Annotated in this window: 21 protein-coding genes; 5 read left to right on the forward strand and 16 right to left on the reverse strand. The window is 38.5% G+C overall.

Features of this window, described 5'->3' with window-relative positions:
• Positions 1 to 479 precede the first annotated feature (479 nt).
• Positions 480 to 863 carry an SRPBCC domain-containing protein gene (locus CLV99_RS21135; protein WP_133586512.1) on the reverse strand — a complete coding sequence of 128 codons (384 nt, stop codon included), beginning with the start codon at positions 861 to 863 and terminating at the stop codon, positions 480 to 482.
• A 93-nt stretch (positions 864 to 956) separates the two neighbouring features.
• Here CLV99_RS21135 and CLV99_RS21140 point away from each other — a divergent pair, with 93 nt between their 5' ends.
• Positions 957 to 2324 carry a methyltransferase RsmF C-terminal domain-like protein gene (locus CLV99_RS21140; protein ID WP_133586513.1) on the forward strand — a complete coding sequence of 456 codons (1368 nt, stop codon included), beginning with the start codon at positions 957 to 959 and terminating at the stop codon, positions 2322 to 2324.
• A 7-nt stretch (positions 2325 to 2331) separates the two neighbouring features.
• On the opposite strand, the gene coaBC is transcribed toward CLV99_RS21140, so the two are convergent.
• The 3 genes from coaBC to CLV99_RS21155 are packed head-to-tail and all read right to left on the reverse strand — an operon-like array spanning position 2332 to position 4842.
• A complete protein-coding gene (gene coaBC, locus CLV99_RS21145) occupies positions 2332 to 3552 on the reverse strand; it encodes a bifunctional phosphopantothenoylcysteine decarboxylase/phosphopantothenate--cysteine ligase CoaBC (RefSeq protein ID WP_133586514.1) in 1221 nt (406 codons plus the stop codon).
• 13 nt (positions 3553 to 3565) lie between these two features.
• Positions 3566 to 3895, reverse strand: coding sequence for a DNA-directed RNA polymerase subunit omega (locus CLV99_RS21150; protein ID WP_133586515.1), 330 nt, complete (start codon positions 3893 to 3895; stop codon positions 3566 to 3568).
• A 26-nt stretch (positions 3896 to 3921) separates the two neighbouring features.
• Positions 3922 to 4842: an outer membrane protein assembly factor BamD gene (locus CLV99_RS21155; RefSeq protein WP_133586516.1), complete on the reverse strand. Its 921-nt coding sequence runs from the start codon at positions 4840 to 4842 to the stop codon at positions 3922 to 3924.
• 216 nt (positions 4843 to 5058) lie between these two features.
• Here CLV99_RS21155 and CLV99_RS21160 point away from each other — a divergent pair, with 216 nt between their 5' ends.
• Together CLV99_RS21160 and CLV99_RS21165 are read left to right on the forward strand one after the other, a co-directional pair.
• Positions 5059 to 5334, forward strand: coding sequence for a NifU family protein (locus tag CLV99_RS21160; RefSeq protein WP_133586517.1), 276 nt, complete (start codon positions 5059 to 5061; stop codon positions 5332 to 5334).
• 69 nt (positions 5335 to 5403) lie between these two features.
• A complete protein-coding gene (locus CLV99_RS21165; protein ID WP_133586518.1) occupies positions 5404 to 6051 on the forward strand; it encodes a hypothetical protein in 648 nt (215 codons plus the stop codon).
• Between the two features lies 1 nt (position 6052).
• On the opposite strand, the gene CLV99_RS21170 is transcribed toward CLV99_RS21165, so the two are convergent.
• The 12 genes from CLV99_RS21170 to polA all read right to left on the reverse strand — a co-directional run bounded on the left by CLV99_RS21170 (position 6053) and on the right by polA (position 20143).
• The gene (locus CLV99_RS21170; RefSeq protein WP_133586519.1) at positions 6053 to 7303 is read right to left on the reverse strand and encodes an FtsX-like permease family protein; all 1251 of its coding nucleotides are present in this window, start codon (positions 7301 to 7303) and stop codon (positions 6053 to 6055) included.
• Positions 7300 to 7941, reverse strand: coding sequence for an MBL fold metallo-hydrolase (locus CLV99_RS21175; RefSeq protein WP_133586520.1), 642 nt, complete (start codon positions 7939 to 7941; stop codon positions 7300 to 7302). The genes CLV99_RS21170 and CLV99_RS21175 overlap by 4 nt, the downstream gene beginning before the upstream one ends.
• A gap of 58 nt (positions 7942 to 7999) precedes the next feature.
• Positions 8000 to 8578 carry a gliding motility lipoprotein GldD gene (gene gldD, locus CLV99_RS21180; RefSeq protein WP_133586521.1) on the reverse strand — a complete coding sequence of 193 codons (579 nt, stop codon included), beginning with the start codon at positions 8576 to 8578 and terminating at the stop codon, positions 8000 to 8002.
• Positions 8579 to 9328 (reverse strand): shikimate dehydrogenase family protein, encoded by a 750-nt coding sequence (locus CLV99_RS21185; protein WP_133586522.1) that lies wholly within the window; start codon positions 9326 to 9328, stop codon positions 8579 to 8581. It lies immediately after the preceding gene.
• On the reverse strand, positions 9325 to 10734 hold the full coding sequence (locus tag CLV99_RS21190) for a tetratricopeptide repeat protein (protein WP_133586523.1): 1410 nt from the start codon (positions 10732 to 10734) through the stop codon (positions 9325 to 9327). Before CLV99_RS21190 ends, CLV99_RS21185 begins: the two co-directional genes overlap by 4 nt.
• Positions 10735 to 10900: 166 nt before the next feature.
• Positions 10901 to 12337 carry an OmpA family protein gene (locus CLV99_RS21195; protein ID WP_394347257.1) on the reverse strand — a complete coding sequence of 479 codons (1437 nt, stop codon included), beginning with the start codon at positions 12335 to 12337 and terminating at the stop codon, positions 10901 to 10903.
• Between the two features lie 226 nt (positions 12338 to 12563).
• Entirely contained in the window at positions 12564 to 13574 is a 1011-nt protein-coding gene (locus CLV99_RS21200; protein WP_133586524.1) for an inorganic phosphate transporter, read from the reverse strand.
• A gap of 34 nt (positions 13575 to 13608) precedes the next feature.
• Positions 13609 to 14256 (reverse strand): DUF47 domain-containing protein, encoded by a 648-nt coding sequence (locus CLV99_RS21205; RefSeq protein ID WP_133586525.1) that lies wholly within the window; start codon positions 14254 to 14256, stop codon positions 13609 to 13611.
• A gap of 72 nt (positions 14257 to 14328) precedes the next feature.
• Positions 14329 to 15363, reverse strand: a complete 1035-nt coding sequence (locus tag CLV99_RS21210; protein WP_133586526.1) for a sensor histidine kinase — start codon at positions 15361 to 15363, stop codon at positions 14329 to 14331.
• 110 nt (positions 15364 to 15473) lie between these two features.
• Entirely contained in the window at positions 15474 to 16127 is a 654-nt protein-coding gene (locus CLV99_RS21215) for a phosphatidylserine decarboxylase family protein (protein WP_133586527.1), read from the reverse strand.
• Positions 16128 to 16188: 61 nt separating this feature from the next.
• Entirely contained in the window at positions 16189 to 17316 is a 1128-nt protein-coding gene (locus CLV99_RS21220; RefSeq protein ID WP_133586528.1) for a toxin-antitoxin system YwqK family antitoxin, read from the reverse strand.
• A gap of 34 nt (positions 17317 to 17350) precedes the next feature.
• A complete protein-coding gene (gene polA, locus CLV99_RS21225; RefSeq protein ID WP_133586529.1) occupies positions 17351 to 20143 on the reverse strand; it encodes a DNA polymerase I in 2793 nt (930 codons plus the stop codon).
• A gap of 163 nt (positions 20144 to 20306) precedes the next feature.
• On the opposite strand from polA, the gene rsgA reads away from it, so the two are divergent.
• Together rsgA and CLV99_RS21235 are read left to right on the forward strand one after the other, a co-directional pair.
• Positions 20307 to 21227, forward strand: a complete 921-nt coding sequence (gene rsgA, locus CLV99_RS21230; protein WP_133586530.1) for a ribosome small subunit-dependent GTPase A — start codon at positions 20307 to 20309, stop codon at positions 21225 to 21227.
• 70 nt (positions 21228 to 21297) lie between these two features.
• Positions 21298 to 23088: a hypothetical protein gene (locus CLV99_RS21235; RefSeq protein WP_133586531.1), complete on the forward strand. Its 1791-nt coding sequence runs from the start codon at positions 21298 to 21300 to the stop codon at positions 23086 to 23088.
• Positions 23089 to 23094: the final 6 nt, after the last annotated feature.

The raw sequence follows: 23094 nt of genomic DNA on the forward strand, positions 1-23094 counted from the left end.
CGCCAGAGCCGATGGTATTGCCGTAACAGGTGGGAGAGTAGGTCGGTGCCTTTTTTAATACGAAGCCCCTTCAGGAAACTGGAGGGGCTTTTGTTGTATATATAATCCCCCAGCGGATAATGCTAAACGAGGAGAGAACGGGATCCCAGAGAGGAATACAGCCCTCTCTGTTCTAGCTGTGTCCAATATAGACCCTCTCAGGAACCTGAACGAGATTAGGAAGATATATTATTAACCACAGGAACGTGTTATTCGGAGCGCTTCCCCGAAGCCAGCTACTCAGTACTCGAAATAAATAGTGAGCAATAGTCTACTTTCGAAAGAGCATATATGTAGGGAGTTAATAAGATACTAAAGGTAAAGTCGAACACCCTAAAGTTGGGAAGTTAAAGAGGAGGAAGAGATGCAGCTATAATAAAGAAACCAACAATAGTTAATTGAATAATGCTGGGATTTGATTTATTGGAAGGAATCTAATTCTATTCTTCCGTATAAAAGTCAATTAGACTGCCTACATATTCTTGATCCCAACCATCGACAATGTCTTCATAATCTTCATCTGGAATATTAGTATGGTTGACTTCAAAGGAAGTACCTTTCTTGTGTTCGTGAAGCTTAATTGTGACGATAGAGGCTTCTTCTTGCTCTCCGAAGTACCATTGTTGTACTATTTTTTTAAAGGGCTCTAGTTCGATAAAATGCCCTGTAATACCTCCATCCCAAAAAGAGAACTGACCGCCTTCACGGGCGTCTATCTCAACAAGATCACCGGTCCACAAGCGAATAGTGATATCCGTAGTCAAGGCACGAAAAATATCTTCAGGTGTAGTTGGAATAATGTAGTATTTTTTGAAATTCTTCATAGAAGTAAGAGTGTTTAAAAAGTCCAAAGATAAGACAATAAGCTGGATTTCATTTTAATTTTGACTTTTAGTTTTGACTTTTTATTTTTGTGTATGAGTAATAAACTCCCCCCAGACTTAGTTAGACATCTCCAAGGAGATCCCCATTTTGATTATAATGCTTTCGTAAGTATCCATGACAAGGAGCAGAAGACGTCTTCAATACGTATCAATCCGGGAAAGAAGTTTGATCTGTCTCTATTAGATATCGAACGAGAGGTACCTTGGTGTGATGGTGGTTTTTACCTCAATAAGAGACCTGTTTTTACCTTAGATCCTTTATTTCATGCTGGTTGTTACTATTCTCAGGAAGCAAGTTCGATGTTTTTAGACTTTGTTGTTCGTGAGTTAAAACTTAATAGAGAACCTATACGTGCATTGGATTTATGTTCCGCACCTGGCGGCAAAGCGACTTTATTGAGCTCAGCCTTGCACAAGGACAGCTTGTTGGTGGCCAATGAGATAATAAAAAGCAGGGCTTCAGTACTACGTGATAATCTCGTAAAATGGGGGAATGCGAATGTGGTTGTTTCTAACAATGACCCAAGTTCTTTTTCTCGGATTCCTGGTTATTTTGACTTAGCTGTTATTGATGCTCCCTGCTCGGGTTCGGGAATGTTTCATAAAGATCATGGCGCAATGGATGAATGGTCCATGGCTAATGTAAAATTGTGTAGTGAAAGGCAGAAGCGTATTATTGCCGATAGTATAGCAACTGTGAAAGCGGCTGGTGTCATATTTTATTCTACTTGTTCTTATTCAAAAGAAGAGAACGAAGATATCGTGGATTGGATGATCGATACATTCAATCTCGAATCGATTTCTGTATCGGTAGACGATTCGTGGGGGATAGAGGTTGGGAAGTCCGATAAGCATGCGGCTACCTCATATCGTTTCTATCCCCATAAGGTAGCGGGAGAGGGGTTTTTCTGCGCAATTCTGAAGCGCAAAGAAGGACTGGCGAATTTTTCTCTTAAGAAAGTAAAGGCGGAAAAGAATGCAGCACCACAGTCTTTAGCACAAAAGTGGGCAAATATGGAAGGACTTTATTCTTTTCTGTATCATGACTTATTGCATATTTTTCCGAAAGCTTACGAACAGGATTTAGCAACTTTACAGAAAGTACTATATCTGAAAAATGCAGGAACAGAAATTGGACGAGTAGTTGGGAAAGACCTAATCCCAAGTCACGATCTCGCGCTGAGTAACCGGATTCATAAGGATATACCGTTTCTAGATCTCAATTTAGAAGAAATGCTGACATATCTTCGTAAAGAAAGTTTGTCTCCTTCAGTCAATAGTAAGGGACTAAGCGGATGGATTATCGTTCGTTATGAAGGAATGGATTTAGGTTGGATTAAAGCGATGCCAAACCGAATTAATAATTATTACCCTAAGGAAGTTCGAATTGCAAATCTTTAGAGTAATCTTAGAGCTGTGGGGAACTAGGGTTTTGATGCTTAAGTATCAATTCGCATATATCATTAGCAACTTCAGCTTTACTTTTTAGCTCAAATTCATTTACCTCGCCTATGCTAGAAAGGATAGTTACTTTGTTCGTATCAGTACCAAATCCAGCACCTTTGTCAGCCAAGGAGTTTAGAACGATAAAATCTAGGTTTTTACGCTCTAGTTTTTCTTTAGCATGTTCTACCTCATTATTTGTCTCTAATGCAAAGCCGACTAAAGTTTGGTGCTTTTTTTTATGACGTCCTAAGAAGGCTAGAATATCTGTTGTTTTCTTGAGCTGAATTGAGAACTCTTCTTCTTTTTTCTTAATTTTTTGTTGAGCAACGTCTATAGGTGTGTAGTCTGCAACAGCTGCACTCATGACGATAATATCAGCCGTTTTAAATTCTTCGGCACTAGCTTCAAGCATTTGCTGAGCAGATTGTATATTGATTGTTTTAATACCTAGAGGTGTCGGTAATGCTGTGGGGCCTGATACGAGTGTTACTTCAGCTCCAAGTGATTTCAAGCGATGAGCTATTGCATAACCCATTTTTCCTGACGAATGATTTCCTATAAAGCGGACTGGGTCTATTGACTCGTAAGTTGGTCCAGCTGTTACCAATGCCGTTTTTCCTTTCAAAGGCAAACTATTATCTAAACTTAAAAGTAAAAAGCGGATAATGTCCTTAGGTTCAGCTAAGCGGCCTTCACCGACTAATCCACTTGCAAGTTCCCCATCTCCAGGTGGAATAATAATATTTCCATAGGATTGAATACGTGAGATATTGTGTTGTGTTGCCGGATGCTTCCACATGTCTAAATCCATTGCTGGCGCTAAATAAACGGGACACTTAGCAGAGAGGTAGGTTGCCGTTAAGAGATTATCGCAAATTCCGTTGGCCAATTTTGCAATTGTATTGGCAGAAGCTGGAGCTATAATCATTAAATCGGCATCTAGCCCTAATTGTACATGATTATTCCACGACCCCGTGTTCCTGTCATAATATTCGACAAGTACAGGTTTTTTAGAAAGTGTGGATAATGTTAGGGGAGTAATAAATTGGGTTGCCTCTTTAGTCATTAAGACTTGAACATCTGCTCCCTCTTTGATAAGGAGCCGTAGTAAATAGGCAATTTTGTATGCGGCTATACTGCCGCATACACCAAGTATAATATTTTTGTCTTTTAAAGAAGACATTTTTCCAATACGATTAGTCTTGCTCTTTTGAAGGGTTTCTAAAGTAAACTTTGTCGTTCAGAAACTCATCAATAGCAACAAGAGTTGCTTTTGGCATACGTTCGTAATGTTTTGATATTTCAATTTGCTCCCGGTTTTCAAAAACCTCTTCCAAATTATCATTGTTGCTAGCAAATTCTGCCAATTTGGAATTCAACTCCTCCTTCATCTCCACTCCAATTTGGTTCGCTCTTTTGCTAATTACAACTATAGATTCGTACAGGTTGTCGGTAGCTTGATCCAATTCTCTTAAATCCCTAGTAACGGTAGAGTTTGGAACGGCGTTGTTTTTTGCTTGACTCATATTTGTTGATATATTATATAAATATTCTATTTCTTAACTTGTGTTGCTGTCGCTTCTGTATTTACTTCGGTTATCCCAAGCTCTTTGTTTTGATCTTCTATCTGCTTATTGATTTCGTTCATTTTACGTATCGCGAGTACAATCTTTTTGTCCGCACTCGACTTTAATCCATCTAACTCATTACGATATTTACTTGACGGATAGTGTTCAATAAATGTTTCATAATAATCAATAGCATCATTAAAGCGTTTTTCTTGTCTATTTGGATAGCTGTTATCTGCAAACAAATACTGTGCTTTTACAATTAAGTATTCAATTTCTTCTGCAAATCGAGTATCGGGATAATCTTTTAAAACGTTCTCAAGCGCAATTACCGCGGCACGATAATCATCTGACAGCCCCATATTGTAATAGAGCTTTGCGTTGTCAAAAGCTTTCTTTTCCAGTTTTTCACGAAGGTTCTGAATAAGTTCCCCCGCTTCTTTCGCTCTCTCCGATTCTGGGTAGTAGTTTACAAATAGTTGTAATTCGTCAATTGCTTTACGAGTATTCTCTTGGTCCAAGTTCGATCGAGGAGACTCGATATAATAACAATAGGCTGCCATGTACCTACATTCTTCAGCACGAGGGCTACTTGGGTAGATAGTAGCAAAACTTTTGAAATGATAGCGAGCCGAAGTATAATCCCTCAGGCGATAGGTAGCATTGGCTCGGAGATAAAAAAGGTCTTCGGCTTCTGCACGGCCACGGTATTTTTCCGCTAAATCATCAAATAGAATTAAAGCTTTTGAGTATTTCCCTTTTTCATAAAACTTTACAGCCTCTTGATACTTCATGGCTATATTATTACTGTTTTTCAGCTTTTCAAACTTACTTTTACAGCCTGTGAAAAAAAATGTAGCCAATAAAAAGGCGATTATAACTCCTGTGCGTCTATTTAAAAACATTGTACAAAGATACGTCAATTAAAGATAATATTCAATTATATTTCAGCGCGCAATTTAATTGATTTTAATTGAGTTAGTAACACTAAAGTGTGGCTTTAACAAACTTTAACCCTTAAAGAGGAGCCTGTCACGATTATGCTATAAAACATTCTCAGATTTCAAATTAAGTAAATATTTGTCTATCTTTACTCCAAAGGAAAGAAAGTATTTAATAAAATGACCTTACGAGAAAGAGTCGAGCAAGCATTAGACACATTAAGACCTTATCTTGAAACAGATGGAGGTAATGTTAGTATTGAAGAAATTACCAGCGATAATATCGTTCGGTTGAGGCTGTTGGGGGCTTGTGCCAGCTGTTCTATGAGTATCATGACGTTCAAAGCAGGCTTAGAACAAGCGGTAAAGAAGGCCGTCCCTGAAATTGTTGCTGTAGAGGCAATCAATATTACGGATATGGATGATCCAAATGCTACAACGCCCAACCAATTGTAACGGAATTGTTGTTTTTTGCTTAACACATTTTAACAAGAAGGTATTTTGTGTTTAATTATTTTTGTTAGAATGCAACAATATCTAAAGTACCTATTCATTTTATGCTTAATCTGTTGTATACAATTTGGGTTTACACAAACTAAGAGTATACTACAGTTTAGTGGGTTGATATCCTCTGTTGGGTCTGAACTACCCGTCGCTTATGTGACCATAAAAAATACATCCTATAACAATCAGACTTTTATTTCTAATAACGACGGTTATTTCTCGTTTGTCGCACACAGCGGTGATACTATACAATTCTCAAGTGTTGGATATGATCCAGTGACCTTTGTAATACCCAATGTCTCTGACGATAAATTTACGGCACACATACAGATGCGTAGTTTGGTGATTGAATTACCTGCAGTGACACCTTTTCCTTGGGCAAGCTACGAGGATTATCTCGCTGATTTCATGGGCATGAAAGACGGTCATGATCCTGTCGCTTCTGCACGTAATAATTTGAGCCCCGAGGCAATGGCCGCTTTAGCTCGTATTGTACCTCGCAGCGCTGATGAAATTCAGAGTTTTAATTCGATGCAGAGGCACATAAATATGACGAATAAGAATATTAATCAAAGGTATGCCAATCCATTGCTAAATCCGTTCGGTTGGGCGCAATTAATTAATCAAATTCAACGGGGAGACTACAGTAGACAGAAGTTAAAATATTAGACTACTCTGCTTTGTTTATATCCGTTATTCTGCCAATTTCACGTACACTCAATCTCGAAGAGAAATAGGAAACACAGGCTGATAGTATAAAGACAGTTGTGAATACGATAATGAAATCTTGGGACCGGATGTCGATAGGGTATATATCTATAAGTGAACCTTCCATTTCTCCCGTACGGATAAAGCCAAATTTTTCTTGTAGTTTACAAAAGAGGTAGCCGATTGTTATACCTAACGCACTTCCAATAAGAGCAATTAGAATTCCTTCAATAAAAAAAATCCGTTCTACCATAGGTTTGTTTGCACCTAGGTGCTGTAAGACTTTCATGTCTTCTTTTTTGTCAATGACTAGCATCGTGAGGGAACCAATGATATTGAAAATAGCGATTATGCCAATAAATGTTAATATAAAGAAGACAATCCACTTTTCTGATTTTACAGTTTTGTACAACGTTGGATTTTGTTGCTCCCTGTCTTTAACTAGAAAATCTTGGCCAAGCTCCTTTTCTAATCGTTTCTGGATTTTAGTAGTTTTGGCGACTTCACTAGTATATATCTCAACAGCAGATATTTGGTTTGGTTCGCCCAGAATGTCCCTAGCGAAGTCCATTGGTACGAGGACGATATTGTCAAATTCGGGCTGGTAGGTCAGTACACCATTGACAGGGATTGTTCGAATGTTAAAGTCTTCTAATGGGTTTAAGTTGCTTGCAGAAACCCCTCGCCTTGGAAAGTAGAGTTCAATCTGGTTATAAAAGCCCGTAAGTGGAATTTGTAAGTTGGATTGAATCTGTGCCCCTATTAGTGCATAGTCTGTGGAATCCTCTCGGATTACAAATTTACCCGAGTGTAGGATCTCTCTTTGATCCTGTGCCGCGAGAGCATTGGGAGAAATACCTTTAAGTTGTCCAACAAATTGTTGATGGTCATATTGAATAAGAATTTTGTCTTCAAGTAATTCAACATAATTTTTAACATCTGGTGACGAAGAAATGTCTTTAAATACTTGAGTGGCGCTTGAGAATGTTTTCCCTTGCCTGGGTTCGATTCGTAAATCAGGCGTGGAATTACTATACATGGATAATATAAACTTTTCCATGCCATTGTAAAAAGAAAGGACGATTACAAGAGCTGCTGTACTAACGAATACCCCTACAATACTTATTATAGAAATGATATTTATCGCATTGACGGTCTTCTTTGAAAAGAGATAACGACAGGCAAATAAGAGGGGTATTTTTAGCTTTCTCATCCGCGAATAAATGGATTTGTTTCTTTTTCGTAGGCGATTGTTGTGGTAGGACCATGGCCTGGATAGACAATTGTTTTATTGGGTAAGGTGTATATGTTTTTTTTAATCGCCTCTAATAATGTTTCATGGTTCCCCCCCGGCAGATCGGTTCGGCCTATACTATTTCTGAACAATACATCTCCTCCTATTAGAAAGTCTTGTTCGGCATTGTAGAAACAAAGATGGGCAGGAGAATGGCCTGGTGCCAATATGCAATGTAGTGTATGGTCTCCAATCAAAAGCTTCTGCTCATCGATTAGGAATTCTTCGGGAATTGGGGATGGATCATATCGAAAGCCCATTTGTGGAGCGTAGTTCTGTACCGCTATCAGTACAGGGATTTCACCTTCATGGAATAGGGGTTTAAGTCCCCATTTTTCATAGACGAAATGATTTCCAAGGACATGGTCAATATGACAGTGTGTATTCAGCAACAGTTGTGGCTTCAGTTCATTTGTGTTGATAAAAGACTCTAGTTGTTGTTCCTCCTGAGGGGTGTGCATCCCGGGGTCAATAATCGCACAGTTTTTCTTATCGTCGAAAAGGATATAGGTGTTTTCCTGATAGGGATTAAACGTGATAGTTTCTATATTAATCATAATTCAAACTTAGCTAAAAAGCATATAATTCACGAATATCTATAGTAAAAAGCTGGGCTCATAACCACTTGGTCGTATGGATAAGGTGACTAATATCTTGCTCTATGAACTTAAGTACAGGCTGTATAGAATCAAGATGTGGTTTTTCATTAAAGTATAGTGCCCCGCGCAGGTAATGTTTGGACTTGTCCGAGATAAAAAATTGATAGTTCGAAGCTGTGTTTCCTTGTATGTGGTACTCCAACCCATAGACATTCTGTTTTGGGAGAGAGATTGCCTGCTGTTCTATAGCACTTGCCATAGCTGTGTGTTTGAAGGCGAAAGTGCGTGCATCTTCAGTAAGCTGTTGGAACGTTGAGTTGGGCTCTATTTCGAAGTAACTGAGGTGCAATTTCGCATTAAATTGTGGAAAATCTAGGTTTTTCCAGCAAGGCTTTGCATTACTGCTATTATCGACAACAAGACTACTGTAGGTCGGTATATCAAAGCTGTATGGACATCCAGTTTCAATTTGTTTGTATATCTTTTCTGGAAAGATAATTCGATGAAATCCGCGAGGTTTTGGACTGTAGTCTTCGTTATGGCAAGCTAGAGTTGTTATGCCAACTAGGATGAGGAGAATAATATTACGTATCATCTAGAAATTATCTTTCCATATTTGCCAGTTTTTCTCAGCCTGAAGAATTAGCATGTCATGACCATTCTTTGTAATCGCACTTTGCAGTTTTCCTTTTTTTAGAAACAAAGTTTCAGCAGGATTGTAGATGAGGTCATAGAGTAGATGCCTATTGGTGATATACTCATAGGGTATTTGTGGAGCTTCTTCTATATTAGGAGCTGTCCCGACGGGGGTGCAGTTGACAATTATGGGATGAGAAGAAATAATGTCTCTATTGAGTTGTTCGTAGGTAAGATTGCCATTTGTTTTACTTCTGCTAACGATGGTATAGGGAATTCCCAATTTATCGAATGTGTATAATACGGCTTTCGCTGCACCTCCATTTCCAAGAACTAGGGCCCGGTCGTGTTGAGGTGTAAGAAGCGGAACTAGAGAGGTTTCAAAGCCAAAGGCATCTGTATTATAACCCTTTAGTAATACCTTGTCCCCGATATGCTGAATGGTGATACAGTTGACTGCACCGATTTGCTTTGCCTCTACCGAAAGATCGTCGATAAAATCGATAACTGTTTGTTTGTAAGGTATAGTGACGTTAAAACCCTTAAATCGATTGTCGTTAAGAAATAAGTTGGGGAATTGATTTATATTCTCTAACGAATATAGATCATAATCTACGTCAGTGATGTTCTCGTTCTCAAATTTAGATAAGTAATAGTTTTTTGAAAAAGAGTGACCTAGAGGAAACCCGATTAATCCCAGTTTTATCATGAATTTGAGGTGTATTTCTTTATTATTTCCGAAATGATTTGATTGCCTTGCAACTGTGGTAGGTAGTCAAAAAGAATATTGTGCTTTTCTGGACCAAAAGCTAATGCGAGTTCGAGAAAGTTAAGCGCTTCATTATATTGACCGTTAGCGAATAAGTAGGCGACAAGTCTGTAGTAAAGCTCCGCCGTATCCGGGTTGCATTTTATTGCTTCAGACATCGTTTCTATCGCTTGCGTGAATTTTTTTTGCTCAAAATAGATGGATGAAAAGTCTAGCCATGCATCCATGTCTGTCGGGTTTAGTTCGACCACTCTAGCATAGGCTTTTTCTGATTCTTCGACTTGCCCTAGTTTGTATCTTGCATCTGCAATTGCAAACCAGTAATCTGGATTATCGTCTTCGAGTTCCAATGCTTTTTTGTAAAAATGCAATGATTCGAAGTAACGTTCTTCAAAATCTAATGTTACCCCAATTCCAAACCATGCGTCAGATAAATCGCTGTCAAGTTTCACTGCTTTTTTATAGTAATCTCTCGCAGTGTCCATTTGCTCCAATTTTTCGTAACATTCTCCCATGGCACAGTATGTATCTGCATTGGGCGGTTCGTATTCAAAGGTCTGTTTGTATACGAGTATTGCTTCCGAGTATTTGTCTAGGTTTACAAGAGCATTTCCTTTATTAAAGTATGCTGATGCAAAATTTTCTTTTATAAGAATTGAGTAGTCATAGGCGTCAATGGCTTCTTCAAATCTGGACATTTTGTGATATGCATTTCCAAGATTATACCAGGCGATAAAAGAATAAGGATCTCTGTCTATAAACTCGTTATAAAACGAAATACTCTCTTCCTGTTTATCTAGTATGTCGTAACAAAAAGCCAGTTCATATAATGCGTCTTGATTTTCTAAATTGGCTTCGAGTGTTTTTTTAAGGTAGTGCACAGCCTTTTCATAAGCTCCTTGAATTTGATACAGTCCTGCAAGTTGATAGTATACATCTTCTTTGTTCTCTACGCTATGTAAAGCACTAAGCATCGCTTCTTCGGCTTCTGCATACTTACCTGTAGAAGCTAAAATAGATCCTCTTACAAGCTGAATGTCCCCGTCAGAGGGTTCTAATAGTTCTGCTTTGAGAAGAGCTTCTAAGGCCTGTTCATACTGTTGCACCGAAGCTAAAAGCTGGGCTTTTTTTAGGAAAAAGGATGTCTCAAAAGGGTGTTGATTACTCGCAAAATCGATAACTTGTAATGCCTTTAGTGGGTCATTCTTTTCTGTATAATAATCAATAATACTATCAAAAGCCGCTGAGTCAAAGAAATACTGATCTTCATTCCGAATCATTTCCTCATAACGATTTACAGATTCCTTTTGCTCCTCCGGCGATCCAAACTCAAATTCCTCTTCCATATCGTAACTATTTATTGAAAAATACGCTTTTTAAACTAAATCAGTCCAAACTTCTTTTCCACATATTAACATTAGAATGCAAAAAAGTGAAAAAGTTTAAAATAAACAAAGCCGTCCCGAATTTCGGGACGGCTTATTATACTTAATAATTATACGTTAAGTATGATTATTTTTTGATCTCAACACGACGGTTTTGAACACGACCAGCTTCAGTTGCGTTAGATGCAATTGGATTTGCTTCTCCGTAACCGTTAGCATTGATGCTAGATGCAGATACACCAGCATTTACTAGGTATTGTTTTACCGCGTTAGCACGATCTTTAGATAAACTTACGTTGTAAGCTTCAGAACCTTCTGAAGATGCGTAACCGTTTAAAGTAACAGATGACTTAGCGTCACGGATTTCTTTAGCTAATTTATCTAATGTACCGTAAGATTCAGTTTTCAATACTGAGCTATCAAACTCAAATTGAATAGGAGCGTAGTAAGCACCTGTAGTAGCACCTGGAGCTACAACTTGCTCAGGGAATTTGATAGGACATCCAGAACCATCAACTACTGTACCAGCAGGAGTGTTAGGACATTTGTCAAATTTATCTGGCACACCGTCACCATCTGAATCTTTTCCTAAAGCATCAACAGTACCTTCTAATGAAGAAACGCGTTGTTTTAATGCTTCAACTTCGTTGCGTAAAGATGGGTCTCTTAACTCATCATACATAGTAGCAACTGGGTTAGCAAAAGTCAAGTTTTGTTTGTCTTTTGAACCTAAAGTGAACTCTAGACCACCGTATACGTTAGCAAAACGTTGTTTAGAATCTCCGTGTCTGTTTGGTCCGTATAATAATGCCTCATCAGTGAAGTTCATTGTGTAACCTAAGTTCAAGGCAACAACTTCAGATAATTTGAATTTAGCACCAACACCTACAGGAACGATCATACCTAAACGGTCTTTTCTATCTCCTTTGTGCTCTCTATCTCCGAAAATATCATCACCCCATTTGTCTTTGTTGTTGTAAACTTCACCACCACCAAATTCATTGTTTGCGAATTGAACAGGGTTGTAAGCGAAAGCTCCTAAACCTACTTTAGCGTAGAAGTTAACAGCATTTTCTCTTCTTAAGAAGTCAATAGTTCCTAATTGGAATACACCGTTTAAGCTAGCTGCCCAGTTAACAGAAGTTTCAACAGACTTAGCTGTACCTGCTCCTGTAGCGCCAGAACCTGCTTCAAAAGCATTGTTTTTGTTGAATGATTTGATTTTACCACGGTTAGCTTCAACCTCTAAACCAAATAGGTGAGAGAATTGTTTGCGAACAGTCAAACCATAGTACTCACCAACTTTATTTTGGAAGTAACCAACTTTTTGACCAAAAGCATTGTTACCACCGATTAAAGTGTTAGGTGTAGTGATACCACCTTGTACTCCGATAGACCAAGTTCTGTATTGTGATCTACCACCAAATACAGTTGGAGTTTGAGCTTGAGCAGTTTCAGCAAAACCTAAAGCGGCTACTAAAGAAGCTGCAACAGCTGTTTTTTTAATTGTAGAATAGTTCATACTCTTTTGTTTAAGGTTATTAAAATTTTTAATTGTTCTCATTTTTAACATAACTTAACAATAACGGTGCCAAAAAAATAAATCACAATGAAAATTAATTTTCGCCCCTGTCCCTTGTTAAATAATAGGTAAAATTACTTATTTGTCTGTTATATAGCAAATATTTCACCCAAATTTGTTTGTCATTCGATAAAAAAGAAAGGCAATGTAGTGTAAAAGCTACATTGCCTAACATATTCTGTTCAAAATGATTGCGAAAATCAGGCTATTAAAGTATATAGTGTATAATCGCTAAGGTCAAACCTCCTAAGATGGCGCTTACAGGAATAGTTAATATCCAAGCCCAGAGCAAGCTTATTGTTACTCCCCATCTTACGGCCGAAACTCTTTTTACTACACCGACACCTATAATTGCACCTGTGATAGTATGTGTTGTAGATGCTGGTATACCAAAATGTTCTGTAATCCCCAGTGTGACGGCTCCTGCTGTTTCGGCACTTACGCCCTCCAACGGTGTCACTTTTGTAATTTTGGTCCCCATTGTTTTAACAATTTTCCATCCACCACTCATGGTACCTGCCGCAATTGCAACATAACAAGAAAGTGGAACCCACTCTGGCATCTCCTCAAAATTTCCGATTACACCTTGTGCTATTAATGCGGTCGCTATTATTCCCATTACTTTTTGTGCGTCATTCCCACCATGCGCAAAACTCAAGCCTGCGGAAGAGACCAGTTGTAAAAATTTAAACCAACGCTCAGCGACACTAGGTCTTGTTTTCTTGCAGATATTGATGATGATAAGTGTAACGATGATGGCTATCGTCATACCAATAACAGGTGCGAGTACAATAAAAGAAAGAATCTTTAAAGTGGCTCCTAGGTTTATAGCGTCTATTGGATTGGCTCCAAGAAATAAAGCGTAGGCCATTCCCGATCCCGCAAAACCACCAATTAAAGTGTGTGATGAAGATGAAGGTATCCCGTAGTACCATGTAAATAGATTCCAAGATATGGCAGCGACAAGCCCAGCAAATATTACTTCTAACGTGATATATTCGTCTATAACAGTCTTTGCGATAGTGTTGGCTACTTTATGGTCTGTAAATACAAAGTATGCAACAAAATTAAATAGGGCAGCCCAAAGTACGGCTACAAAGGGAGTCAATACTTTTGTCGATACAATAGTTGCGATTGAATTGGCTGCATCGTGAAAGCCATTGATATAATCAAAAGCTATTGCCAGCACGATAACAACAACTAGTAAAGTCGTAATCATAATAAATTAATTATGTATAGTTAGCGTGTCACCATTAGGCGTTTTTAACAAGGATACTTTCCAGTACATTTGCCACATCCTCACATTTGTCCGTTGCGTCTTCCATTGCGGATAGAACTTCTTTTTGTTTGATAAGAGATATTGCATCTTTTTCATACTCGAATAGGTCTGCAACAGCTTTATCAAAAATATAGTCGGCTTTATTTTCCACGCTGTTGATACGTACACAAGAATCTGTGATGTTACGTATGTTTTTCAAATCCTTTAGTTCGAACAACGCTTTAGCAACATGCTCCGTAGCCTCTAGAATCAATGCCGTGATTTCAATCATTGGCTGAGTAGGCTGTTCTACATTGTATAGTTGCATTCTATTGGAAGCTCCATGTATAAAATCAGCCACGTCATCAAGAGAACTCGCTAAGGCGTGTATGTCTTCGCGATCAAATGGAGTAATAAAATTACGTCCAAGTTCTAAATGTATTTGGTGGGTGATGTTATCACCAACATGCTCAAGGTCTTCAAGCTTTTTAGAAAGCTCTTTTCTCTCTTCTAGATTTGTGCTATTTACTGAGATGTTCAATAGCTTCGCCATTTCAATAAGATTAGCGCCAGCCTGCTCAAATAGAGGGAAGAATTTTTTGTCCTTTGGGACAAAGTACTGAAAAATGCTATTTAAAGACATAATACTTTTATTTTGATGCAAAAGTATAATCTTAATGTTAAGTTAATGTTAAGTTTGATAATGGTTGCCCAATTAAATGTTCTTTGATTTGGATAAGGTAAAGCCGAAAGTCGTACCTATTCCTTCTGTACTGCGTACATTTACCGTTTGTTGGTGTGCTTCCAAGATGTGTTTGACAATAGAAAGACCAAGCCCGGATCCTCCAATGTCACGAGATCTACTTTTGTCTGTACGGAAGAAGCGTTCAAATACACGGGGAAGATTTTTTTCTTCTATACCATAACCATTGTCTGTTACTTCAATTAATATTTGATCCAGCAAAGGGAATATGCTAACAGTTGTTTTTCCTCCGTTCTTCCCATATTTTAAAGAATTGTCGATTAAGTTGATTAAGACCTGCTGTATTTTCAGTCGGTCACCTTTTACTTGGACGGCCTGGTTCGACTTTGTGTTAAAGACAATCTTTATGTTATGTTTGTTGGCTTTGTCAATTAGATGCTCAATGGTTTCGTGAATTAATTCGATTATGTCAAATTTTTGGATATTAAGGGATATTTTTCCTGATTCCAATTTTGAAATTTCATCCAGGTCATTGATGAGATAAGTGAGGCGATCAATATTTTTTGCCGCTTTATCTAAAAATACCAATGCCATATCTGGGTCATCCGTAATCATGCCATCCTGTAGCGTTTCTATATATCCTTGTATAGCAAATAACGGTGTTTTGAATTCATGCGAAATGTTTGACAAAAATTCTCTTCGGAATTTTTCTTGAGCTTTAAGCTGGTCAATTTCTGTCGACTTTTGTTTCGCCCAGTCCCTTACTTCCTGTTCGGCCCCTTTTATAGGGTCATCGCTGGCATGTTCAGCAAGTACTTCCTTCATATCCTTGCCCAGTTTTAGGCTACGGATGAGTTTGTAGATATTACTAATTCGGTTATTGATGTACTGATTTAGTACATTGTTGAGTATTATAAATGAGACGACAAAAGATACAGCAAGCAGTATGAAAAAGTGATTCCAACTCCTTTCATAATACATACTCACAAGTGCTACAGATAGGGAGATTACTGAAGCGATGTAAAAAACAAGTAGCCTGAAGTTCATAAAAGACCTTTTCTATTAATTAATGTTCAATTGTAACAATAATTCGGTCTATGCAGCACTACCTAGACTGTTACATCGCTAAAAATAGGTATATTAATGTTAATTTAATATTAAAACCTAGCGATAATGGTTTTACCACCAACGACCTTGTCACCGATGGTTACATCGATTTTCGTTCCTAGGGGTAAGAAAAGGTCCACACGTGAGCCAAATTTGATGAAGCCAAACTCTTCACCTTGTTGAACAGACTGTTCTTCTTTTACATACCATACTATCCGACGTGCTAAAGCGCCTGCAATCTGACGGAATAGTACCTCTACACCGTTGGATTTTTTTACAACAACTGTTGTGCGTTCATTTTCCGTAGATGACTTTGGATGCCATGCTACCAGAAACTTTCCCGGATGATATTTGAAAAAAGAGACTACACCAGAAACAGGATTTCTGTTTACATGCACATTTACCGGTGACATAAAAATAGAGACCTGGATTCGTTTATCATTAAAATATTCGGTTTCTTCTGTCTCTTCGATGACGACAACTTTACCATCGGCAGGGCATAAAACGACGTTTTCGTCTATTTTAATCTTTTTAATAGGACTTCGGAAAAACTGTACGATGGTGATGAATAAGAAAGCAGAAACAATATACAGTAACCATTTTATTATAAGATTGGCATCATAATAATTTGCGACAGCATTGATGATGAATATAAATAGAACAACTAACGCTAAACTGGTATATCCTTCTTTGTGAAATTTCATGTTTCAATCTTTATTTAAAGCTTTTTTGTTTTGCAAACATAGATAAATTCAAGTAAATATCCTACACACCCTTTTCTCGTTGTATTTGTACTGGAGATATGTGTATTGTGCCAGCTTGCGACTGTATTACAAATTTTATTGTAAGTATGTCGGCTATGGGCAAGCTCTGGTTGTAAGATGGGAGGTAATATCCGATTTGGTTAATCATCTGATTGAAATGAAACCGTTCCTCCTTAGAGAAGGATGCGATGTTTTCTAATTTTGCCGAAGAGGGAACCCCGTTCTTTGAAACGTTAACAACGTAGGTGATTTCCTTTTGCACATCCTGATTGTTGGAATAACCGACCTCACTTAAGTACTTGGTAAATTTGTTTGCGATGAAAATATTGAATCCCGTAAACTCATCAAAGGAACATCTTTTACTGAGCATGAACTCTGCTCTAGGAAAATAATCATTGGGTGTAAACACAAAGTCCTCTTCTGCAATGAGTAGGTGCTCAAACCCTTCTTCAAAATTCTTTCCATTTAAGCGACCATCCTCATATTGCTCAATGAATAAAAGATGTGTATCTCGCCTTTTTCTTTCATCGACAAAGGATATGTACCAGATACCATCAGGTTGTCCATTCTTCACTTTTCCCTGCCGGTTGAATCTAGTATATCCATGGTCTGTAAACCCTACAATAGGGAGGTCTATATCGTATTTCCCCTCTCCATCCTTTACTAATTGAGTCCCCTCTCTATTCCAGTATTGATTTATGTAAAAGTTGTTCAAGGTTATTGTGACAAAAAGCATTGGCTTGCCATCTGGATAATAGTATTTCCAAGAGCCCGATGGCGCGTCATTTATAAAGTTTGTTTCCCATTTGAGAGCTCCATTAGGATGGAACGCTTTAAATTCTCCTTGCTTTTTGCCCTCTTGGTAATGTCCTGTTAGGATTAGTCTTCCGTTAGGGTCGAAATCTTTAAATACACCTTCAAATTTGTTCGTTTTTTTATCAAAGGAGGAGACACGTTCAACGTATTTGAACTCACAGTTTTTGTCAACCAGGAAATAGTTCTGGTCAAAATAGAAGCGCATCATGTTATTAGGTGCGTCTTCAAAGTATAAGGCTCCATTGGGCTGTGCTTTAGTTTCTTGCAATAAGACAGCACACAGAAGTGTAATCAAATAAACTATTTTTTTCATCCCTCTTCCTTTAATGTTTTTCTCTTGAATCAATTTAATGGGCAGCAAGCCAATTCGAACCCTCTCCAATTTCGACTTCAATTGGAACACGGAGTTCAATAGCTTTGGTCATTCGTTCGGTGATGATCTGCTTGAAAGTGTCGACCTCATTATTAGGTACGTCAAATACAAGTTCGTCATGAACCTGCATAATCATTTTTCCTTTCAGATTCTGACCTTCAATGTCTTTTTGAATTTGGATCATGGCAATTTTAATCATATCAGCGGCAGATCCCTGTATTGGAGCGTTTATCGCATTACGTTCAGCAAAGCCTCTCACGGTCATATTTGCCGAGTTGATATCCCTCAAATAGCGTCTACGTTTTAGAATAGTTTCTGCATATCCCTTTTCTTTTGCAGACTCTACTGCTTTTGACATATAGTTTTTGATGCCCTTGTACTGTGCGAAATATTGATCGATAATCTCTGCAGCTTCCTTCCGGGATATGCCTAAGTTTTGAGAAAGCCCAAATGCTGACTGTCCATATATAATACCAAAGTTGACGGCCTTTGCATTCCGACGTTGATCCGAGGTTACTTCCTCCAAGGGTACGCCGTAGACTCTAGCAGCTGTTGCTTTATGGATATCATGACCTAGGGTAAATGCCTCCAGCATATTTTCATCTTGACTTAATTCAGCCATAATTCGGAGCTCAATTTGCGAATAATCGGCAGACAGGATGATGTGGTCTTCCGAGCGAGGCACGAATGCTTTACGTACTTCGCGACCTTTTTCTGTCCGTATAGGTATGTTTTGCAAGTTCGGATTGGTCGAGCTTAAACGTCCTGTGGCAGCTACAGCCTGATTATAGGAGGTGTGTATTAGTCCTGTTTCTGGGTTTATTAGATTGGGTAGTGCGTCTACATAAGTAGATTTTAATTTCTGATACTGTCTAAAATCCAAAATGTCTTGCACGATATCAGATTTATGTGCTAGTGCTAGTAAGACCTCTTCTCCAGTCTTATACTGCCCCGTTTTTGTCTTTTTAGCTTTCGGATCTAGTTGCAGTTTATCAAATAAAACCTCGCCGAGCTGTTTGGGCGAAGCAATATTGAACTGGACACCCGTTTTCTCATAAATACGTTGTTCCAGAGCTGCAATGTCTGTCTCTAAGGATTGTGAGAATACTTTCAGCGTGTCAATGTTAATCTTGACACCATTTTTTTCCATTTCCGAAAGCACATATACCAACGGGAATTCTACTTTCTCTGCAAGCTCTTGAGTTGCTGTTTCGGATAAAAGCGGAGTAAAAGTTTCATATAGCTGCCAGGTGATGTCCGCATCCTCAGCAGCGTATTCCTTTGCTTGTTCTACTGGTACATCGCGCATATTTCCTTGGTTTTTTCCTTTATTACCTATGAGCTCAGTTATGGAAATAGGTGTGTAGCCTAAGTAGGTTTCCGATAGAATATCCATGCCATGGCGTGTATCAGGGTCGATTAGATAATGCGCTAACATTGTATCGAACAGGTCGCCCTGTACAGCGATGTCATATCGCGAAAGAAGCAGAATGTCATATTTGATGTTCTGTCCAATTTTCTGGATAGCACTATTTTCAAATACAGGTTTAAATTGGGAAACGATGTCCAAAGCCAGTTCTCTATCAGAAGGAGTCGGTACATAGTAAGCCTTTCCTTTTTCAAAGGAGAAAGATAGTCCTACAATGTCTGCCAATAAAGGATCTACGCCAGTGGATTCCGTATCGAAGCATATTTTTTGTTGCTTGGATAGAATCGTTACCAGTTCTTTGATCTCTTCGATACTTTCTACTAAAATATACGTATGGTCGGTGTCTTTAATTGTCTTATTCGGTCCAATTGAAGCAGCAGAAGTGTTATCTTCTACCTGCATTGGCTCGCTTGCAAAGAGATCCATTTGTCCTGACGGAGCTTTTGATGCAGCATCACCAACAGAGAAGTCTTCACCAAAGACACGTTTGCCCAGTGTTCTGAATTCCAGTTCGGCAAATAGTGGTTCGAGAATTTCTTTATTCGGAGGCTGTACCTGTAGTTGTTCTTCGTCTAATTTGACTGGGACATCCAAAAGAATTGTTGCTAGCTTTTTGGAAATTAGTCCTTGTTCAGCATAATTGATTACATTTTCTTTCTGTTTTCCTTTCAGTTTATCCGAATTGGCAATAATGCCTTCAACGCTACCAAACTCTTGGATCAGTTTTTTTGCCGTTTTTTCGCCAATTCCAGGTATTCCGGGTATATTGTCTACAGCATCTCCCCAGAGTCCTAGAATATCAATAACCTGAGACACATCCGTTATTTCCCATTTCTCCAATATTTCTGGCACACCTTGCACCTCTGCTCCATTTCCCATTCGGGCAGGCTTATAAATAAAGATATTCTCCGATACGAGTTGTCCAAAGTCTTTATCTGGTGTCATACAGTATACCGTGAATCCTTCTTTTTCAGCTTCTTTGGCGAGTGTTCCTATGATGTCATCCGCTTCATAACCATCTTTGGTAATCAGTGGGATGTTAAACCCTTCGATCAATTTAAAGACATACGGTATCGATTTAGAAAGGTCTTCTGGCATCTCTTGGCGGTTTGCTTTATACGCTTCAAACTCAATATGTCGGTTTGTTGGCGCAGCTGTATCAAACACAACTGCAATATGGCTTGGGTTTTGGTTTTTTAAAACATCTAGTAAGGTGTTTGTAAAACCCATTATAGCGCCGGTATTGAGCCCGTATGAAGTCAACCTAGGGACTTTGTTGAGTGCAAAGTACGCTCTATAAATAAGAGCCATCCCGTCCAAAAGAAATAGTTTTTTCACAAATAATATGTTTATGTGTACTAGACAAAGGTAGTAAAACCTTCATCAACTACCTATATTTAGGAGAAGGAAAGAGCAGAAGCAATAAGCTGTAATGTTGATATTTTTTGCGACTTTTGTGCAGATTGGGATAATTACTTAATAAAATAAGCATTAGTAGGAAATGAGAGGTTTGGTGACAAAGTCAACCGGTAGTTGGTATCAGGTGTTAGGAGACGATGGTGTTTCTTATGATTGCCGTATCAAGGGCAAATTCAGAACAAAAGGAATAAAAACCACTAATCCTGTTGCTGTGGGCGATTGGGTGGGCTTTGATGTAGAACCTTCTGGCGAGAATGGGATTATTACAACATTGGAACCACGTAAGAACTATATTATCCGTAGGTCAGTAAATCTTTCGAAGCAGACACAGATTTTGGGCGCTAATTTAGATCAGGCCGTTTTGGTCGTCACTTTGGCTTCTCCGCCGACTTCTTTAGGATTTATAGATCGTTTCCTTGTGACAGCCGAGGCATATGGAATTCCAGCTATACTTGTTTTTAATAAATTAGACCTTTTTAGTGAAGAAGGTAAAGAGATATTACAACAGTATAAAGCGATTTATGAAAACATAGGTTATTCCTGTTACGATGTGTCAGCATTGGAAGGGACACATGTCGATGTGCTACAGGATGTGTTGAAGGATAAGGTTACGTTGGTTTCAGGGCATTCCGGAGTCGGCAAATCTACATTGATCAATAGACTTGTGCCTGGATTGGAGTTGCGCACAGGACGTATTTCCGACTGGTCTGACAAAGGGAAGCATACCACTACTTTTGCTGAGATGATTGAGCTGCCTTTTGGAGGCAAATTGATTGATACCCCAGGTATCCGTGAACTAGGAATCGTCGATATTGAAAAGACGGAGTTGTCACATTTCTTCCCCGAGATGCGGTACTATCTCAATAAGTGTAGATTTAACAACTGCCGTCATATCAATGAGCCAGGTTGCGTCGTGTTGGATGCCGTCGAACAGGGAGATATTGAAGAATCGCGTTATGAGAGTTATCTGAGTATGTACGCCAACGAAGATAACCGGAATTAAATAACGTGTATTTGAGAAAAAACAAAATACCTGCTCGGTTGTTTTTTCTCAAATTAATAATGAAACAAATATGAAGCTTGCGTTGAAGTGGATTCTGATTGTATTGTTGGTCCTTATATTGGGCGTAGCTGGAGTGGTTTGGTATTATGGAAGAAATTGGAAACCCATTGTAGAGACAAAGCTCAAAGAAGCTGTACACAAATCCACTAGCGGATTGTATACCTTGAAGTATGATGATCTGGATTTGAATATTGCACTCGGAAATGCGACATTATGGAATGCAGAGTTGATCCCAGATTCAGCAATTTATAGACAGCAAGTATTGTCTAAAGAAGCCCCTAATAATCGCTATCATATCAAGTTGAAAACATTGAAGATAAGACGGTTCAGTCTTATGGATATTCTGTCTGAGAAGAGGTTGAATATTCGTTCCATTGTTTTTGAGGAGCCTAGTATCCATCTCATTAGTGAATATCATGCCTACAATGATACCATTTCTGAACATACCCAAAAAACGCTATATGAAAATGTTAAAGATATCGTCAGGTCTATCAATGTAAAGGATATCAAGATAGATAATGTAAAGTTCAAGTATTCTAAAATCGAAGCGGGGAATACCAGCCACATCAGTCTCGATCAGGTGAATATCAACGTTCATGACGTATTGGTTGATGAAACCTCTCTTGCTGATACCTCACGTCTCTATTATACCAAAATGGTTGACGTACAGATACCTCATTTTGAGTATGATCTGCCGGATGGTTACTATCGTGTTAAGTTTGATGATCTAAGGATCAACACCAGAGAACAGAATGTCTTATTAACCAAAGTCTTTTACGGGCCTAAGATGAATAAGGCTTCTTTTTTTAAGAGAAAAAATAAGAATGTGACCATGGCTGTTTTAGCGTTTGATACGTTACGCATGGAACATCTTGATTTTAAGAGACTGATTGATAATCAGCAGACTATTGCCGCCAAGGTTCAGCTAAAAAACGGGACAGTAGATCTTTCCGCTGATAAAAGATATCCAAAGTATCCTGTGGTGAAAATAGGACATTCTCCACATCAGCAACTGATGAAGGCCAAAAAGCTGTTGCGATTGGATACCGTTTTCGTAGATAATATTACCGTAACTTATCATGAAATGAGTGCAAAATTTGGGCGTGAAGGAGCCATCAGTTTTAATCATGCCAAGGGAACGCTAACCAATGTTACGAACGATACGACTGTGTTAAAGAAAGATAAGTATATGAGGGCTGATCTCTCTGCGCAAGTTATGGGGGCTGGACGGCTCCATGCAAAATTTGGATTTGATATGTTAAGTAAAAACGGGTACCATACCTATAGTGGTACGTTAGGGGCTATGAATGCGACAGCCTTTAACCGTATTTTACACCCCTTACTCAATGTAGGGATTGCTTCTGGCAATATTAGAAAAATTGCTTTCAATATGGAGGGGACCGACCGTAAAAACTGGGGTAGTTTTAAATTTGATTATGATAATTTAAAAATAGATCTTCCAGAAAAAGAAAATGGTAAGAAATCCAAACTGGCGTCATTCCTTGTTAATCAAATTCTGATAAACGATAGTAATCCCGATGCAAATGAAAAATATCACGTTGGAAAGATTAACTATACACGTGTGCCAGAGCACACATTCTTCAAGACACTGTGGCAAAGTCTTCTCGAGGGGATTAAGCAGTGTGCTGGTATTAGTCCGGAGCGAGAGGCCAAATTGTTAGGTACTGCAGAGAAAGCGAAAGAGGTACACGTAGAAGCAAAAGGAGTGGTCAAAAAAACAGGAAAATTCTTTAAGGGGCTGTTCAAAAAGAAGGAAAAAACTGAAGTAGAGGAGAAGTAATTGACT

The organism is Sphingobacterium yanglingense (genome assembly GCF_004363245.1).
Lineage (GTDB): Bacteria > Bacteroidota > Bacteroidia > Sphingobacteriales > Sphingobacteriaceae > Sphingobacterium > Sphingobacterium yanglingense.

Coding starts and splice junctions, on each gene's coding strand:
- CLV99_RS21135 (WP_133586512.1), bottom strand. CDS start 863: ATGAAGAATTTCAAAAAATACTACATTATTCCAACTACACCTGAAGAT.
- CLV99_RS21140 (WP_133586513.1), top strand. CDS start 957: ATGAGTAATAAACTCCCCCCAGACTTAGTTAGACATCTCCAAGGAGAT.
- coaBC (WP_133586514.1), bottom strand. CDS start 3,552: ATGTCTTCTTTAAAAGACAAAAATATTATACTTGGTGTATGCGGCAGT.
- CLV99_RS21150 (WP_133586515.1), bottom strand. CDS start 3,895: ATGAGTCAAGCAAAAAACAACGCCGTTCCAAACTCTACCGTTACTAGG.
- CLV99_RS21155 (WP_133586516.1), bottom strand. CDS start 4,842: ATGTTTTTAAATAGACGCACAGGAGTTATAATCGCCTTTTTATTGGCT.
- CLV99_RS21160 (WP_133586517.1), top strand. CDS start 5,059: ATGACCTTACGAGAAAGAGTCGAGCAAGCATTAGACACATTAAGACCT.
- CLV99_RS21165 (WP_133586518.1), top strand. CDS start 5,404: ATGCAACAATATCTAAAGTACCTATTCATTTTATGCTTAATCTGTTGT.
- CLV99_RS21170 (WP_133586519.1), bottom strand. CDS start 7,303: ATGAGAAAGCTAAAAATACCCCTCTTATTTGCCTGTCGTTATCTCTTT.
- CLV99_RS21175 (WP_133586520.1), bottom strand. CDS start 7,941: ATGATTAATATAGAAACTATCACGTTTAATCCCTATCAGGAAAACACC.
- gldD (WP_133586521.1), bottom strand. CDS start 8,578: ATGATACGTAATATTATTCTCCTCATCCTAGTTGGCATAACAACTCTA.
- CLV99_RS21185 (WP_133586522.1), bottom strand. CDS start 9,328: ATGATAAAACTGGGATTAATCGGGTTTCCTCTAGGTCACTCTTTTTCA.
- CLV99_RS21190 (WP_133586523.1), bottom strand. CDS start 10,734: ATGGAAGAGGAATTTGAGTTTGGATCGCCGGAGGAGCAAAAGGAATCT.
- CLV99_RS21195 (WP_394347257.1), bottom strand. CDS start 12,337: ATGAGAACAATTAAAAATTTTAATAACCTTAAACAAAAGAGTATGAAC.
- CLV99_RS21200 (WP_133586524.1), bottom strand. CDS start 13,574: ATGATTACGACTTTACTAGTTGTTGTTATCGTGCTGGCAATAGCTTTT.
- CLV99_RS21205 (WP_133586525.1), bottom strand. CDS start 14,256: ATGTCTTTAAATAGCATTTTTCAGTACTTTGTCCCAAAGGACAAAAAA.
- CLV99_RS21210 (WP_133586526.1), bottom strand. CDS start 15,363: ATGAACTTCAGGCTACTTGTTTTTTACATCGCTTCAGTAATCTCCCTA.
- CLV99_RS21215 (WP_133586527.1), bottom strand. CDS start 16,127: ATGAAATTTCACAAAGAAGGATATACCAGTTTAGCGTTAGTTGTTCTA.
- CLV99_RS21220 (WP_133586528.1), bottom strand. CDS start 17,316: ATGAAAAAAATAGTTTATTTGATTACACTTCTGTGTGCTGTCTTATTG.
- rsgA (WP_133586530.1), top strand. CDS start 20,307: ATGAGAGGTTTGGTGACAAAGTCAACCGGTAGTTGGTATCAGGTGTTA.
- CLV99_RS21235 (WP_133586531.1), top strand. CDS start 21,298: ATGAAGCTTGCGTTGAAGTGGATTCTGATTGTATTGTTGGTCCTTATA.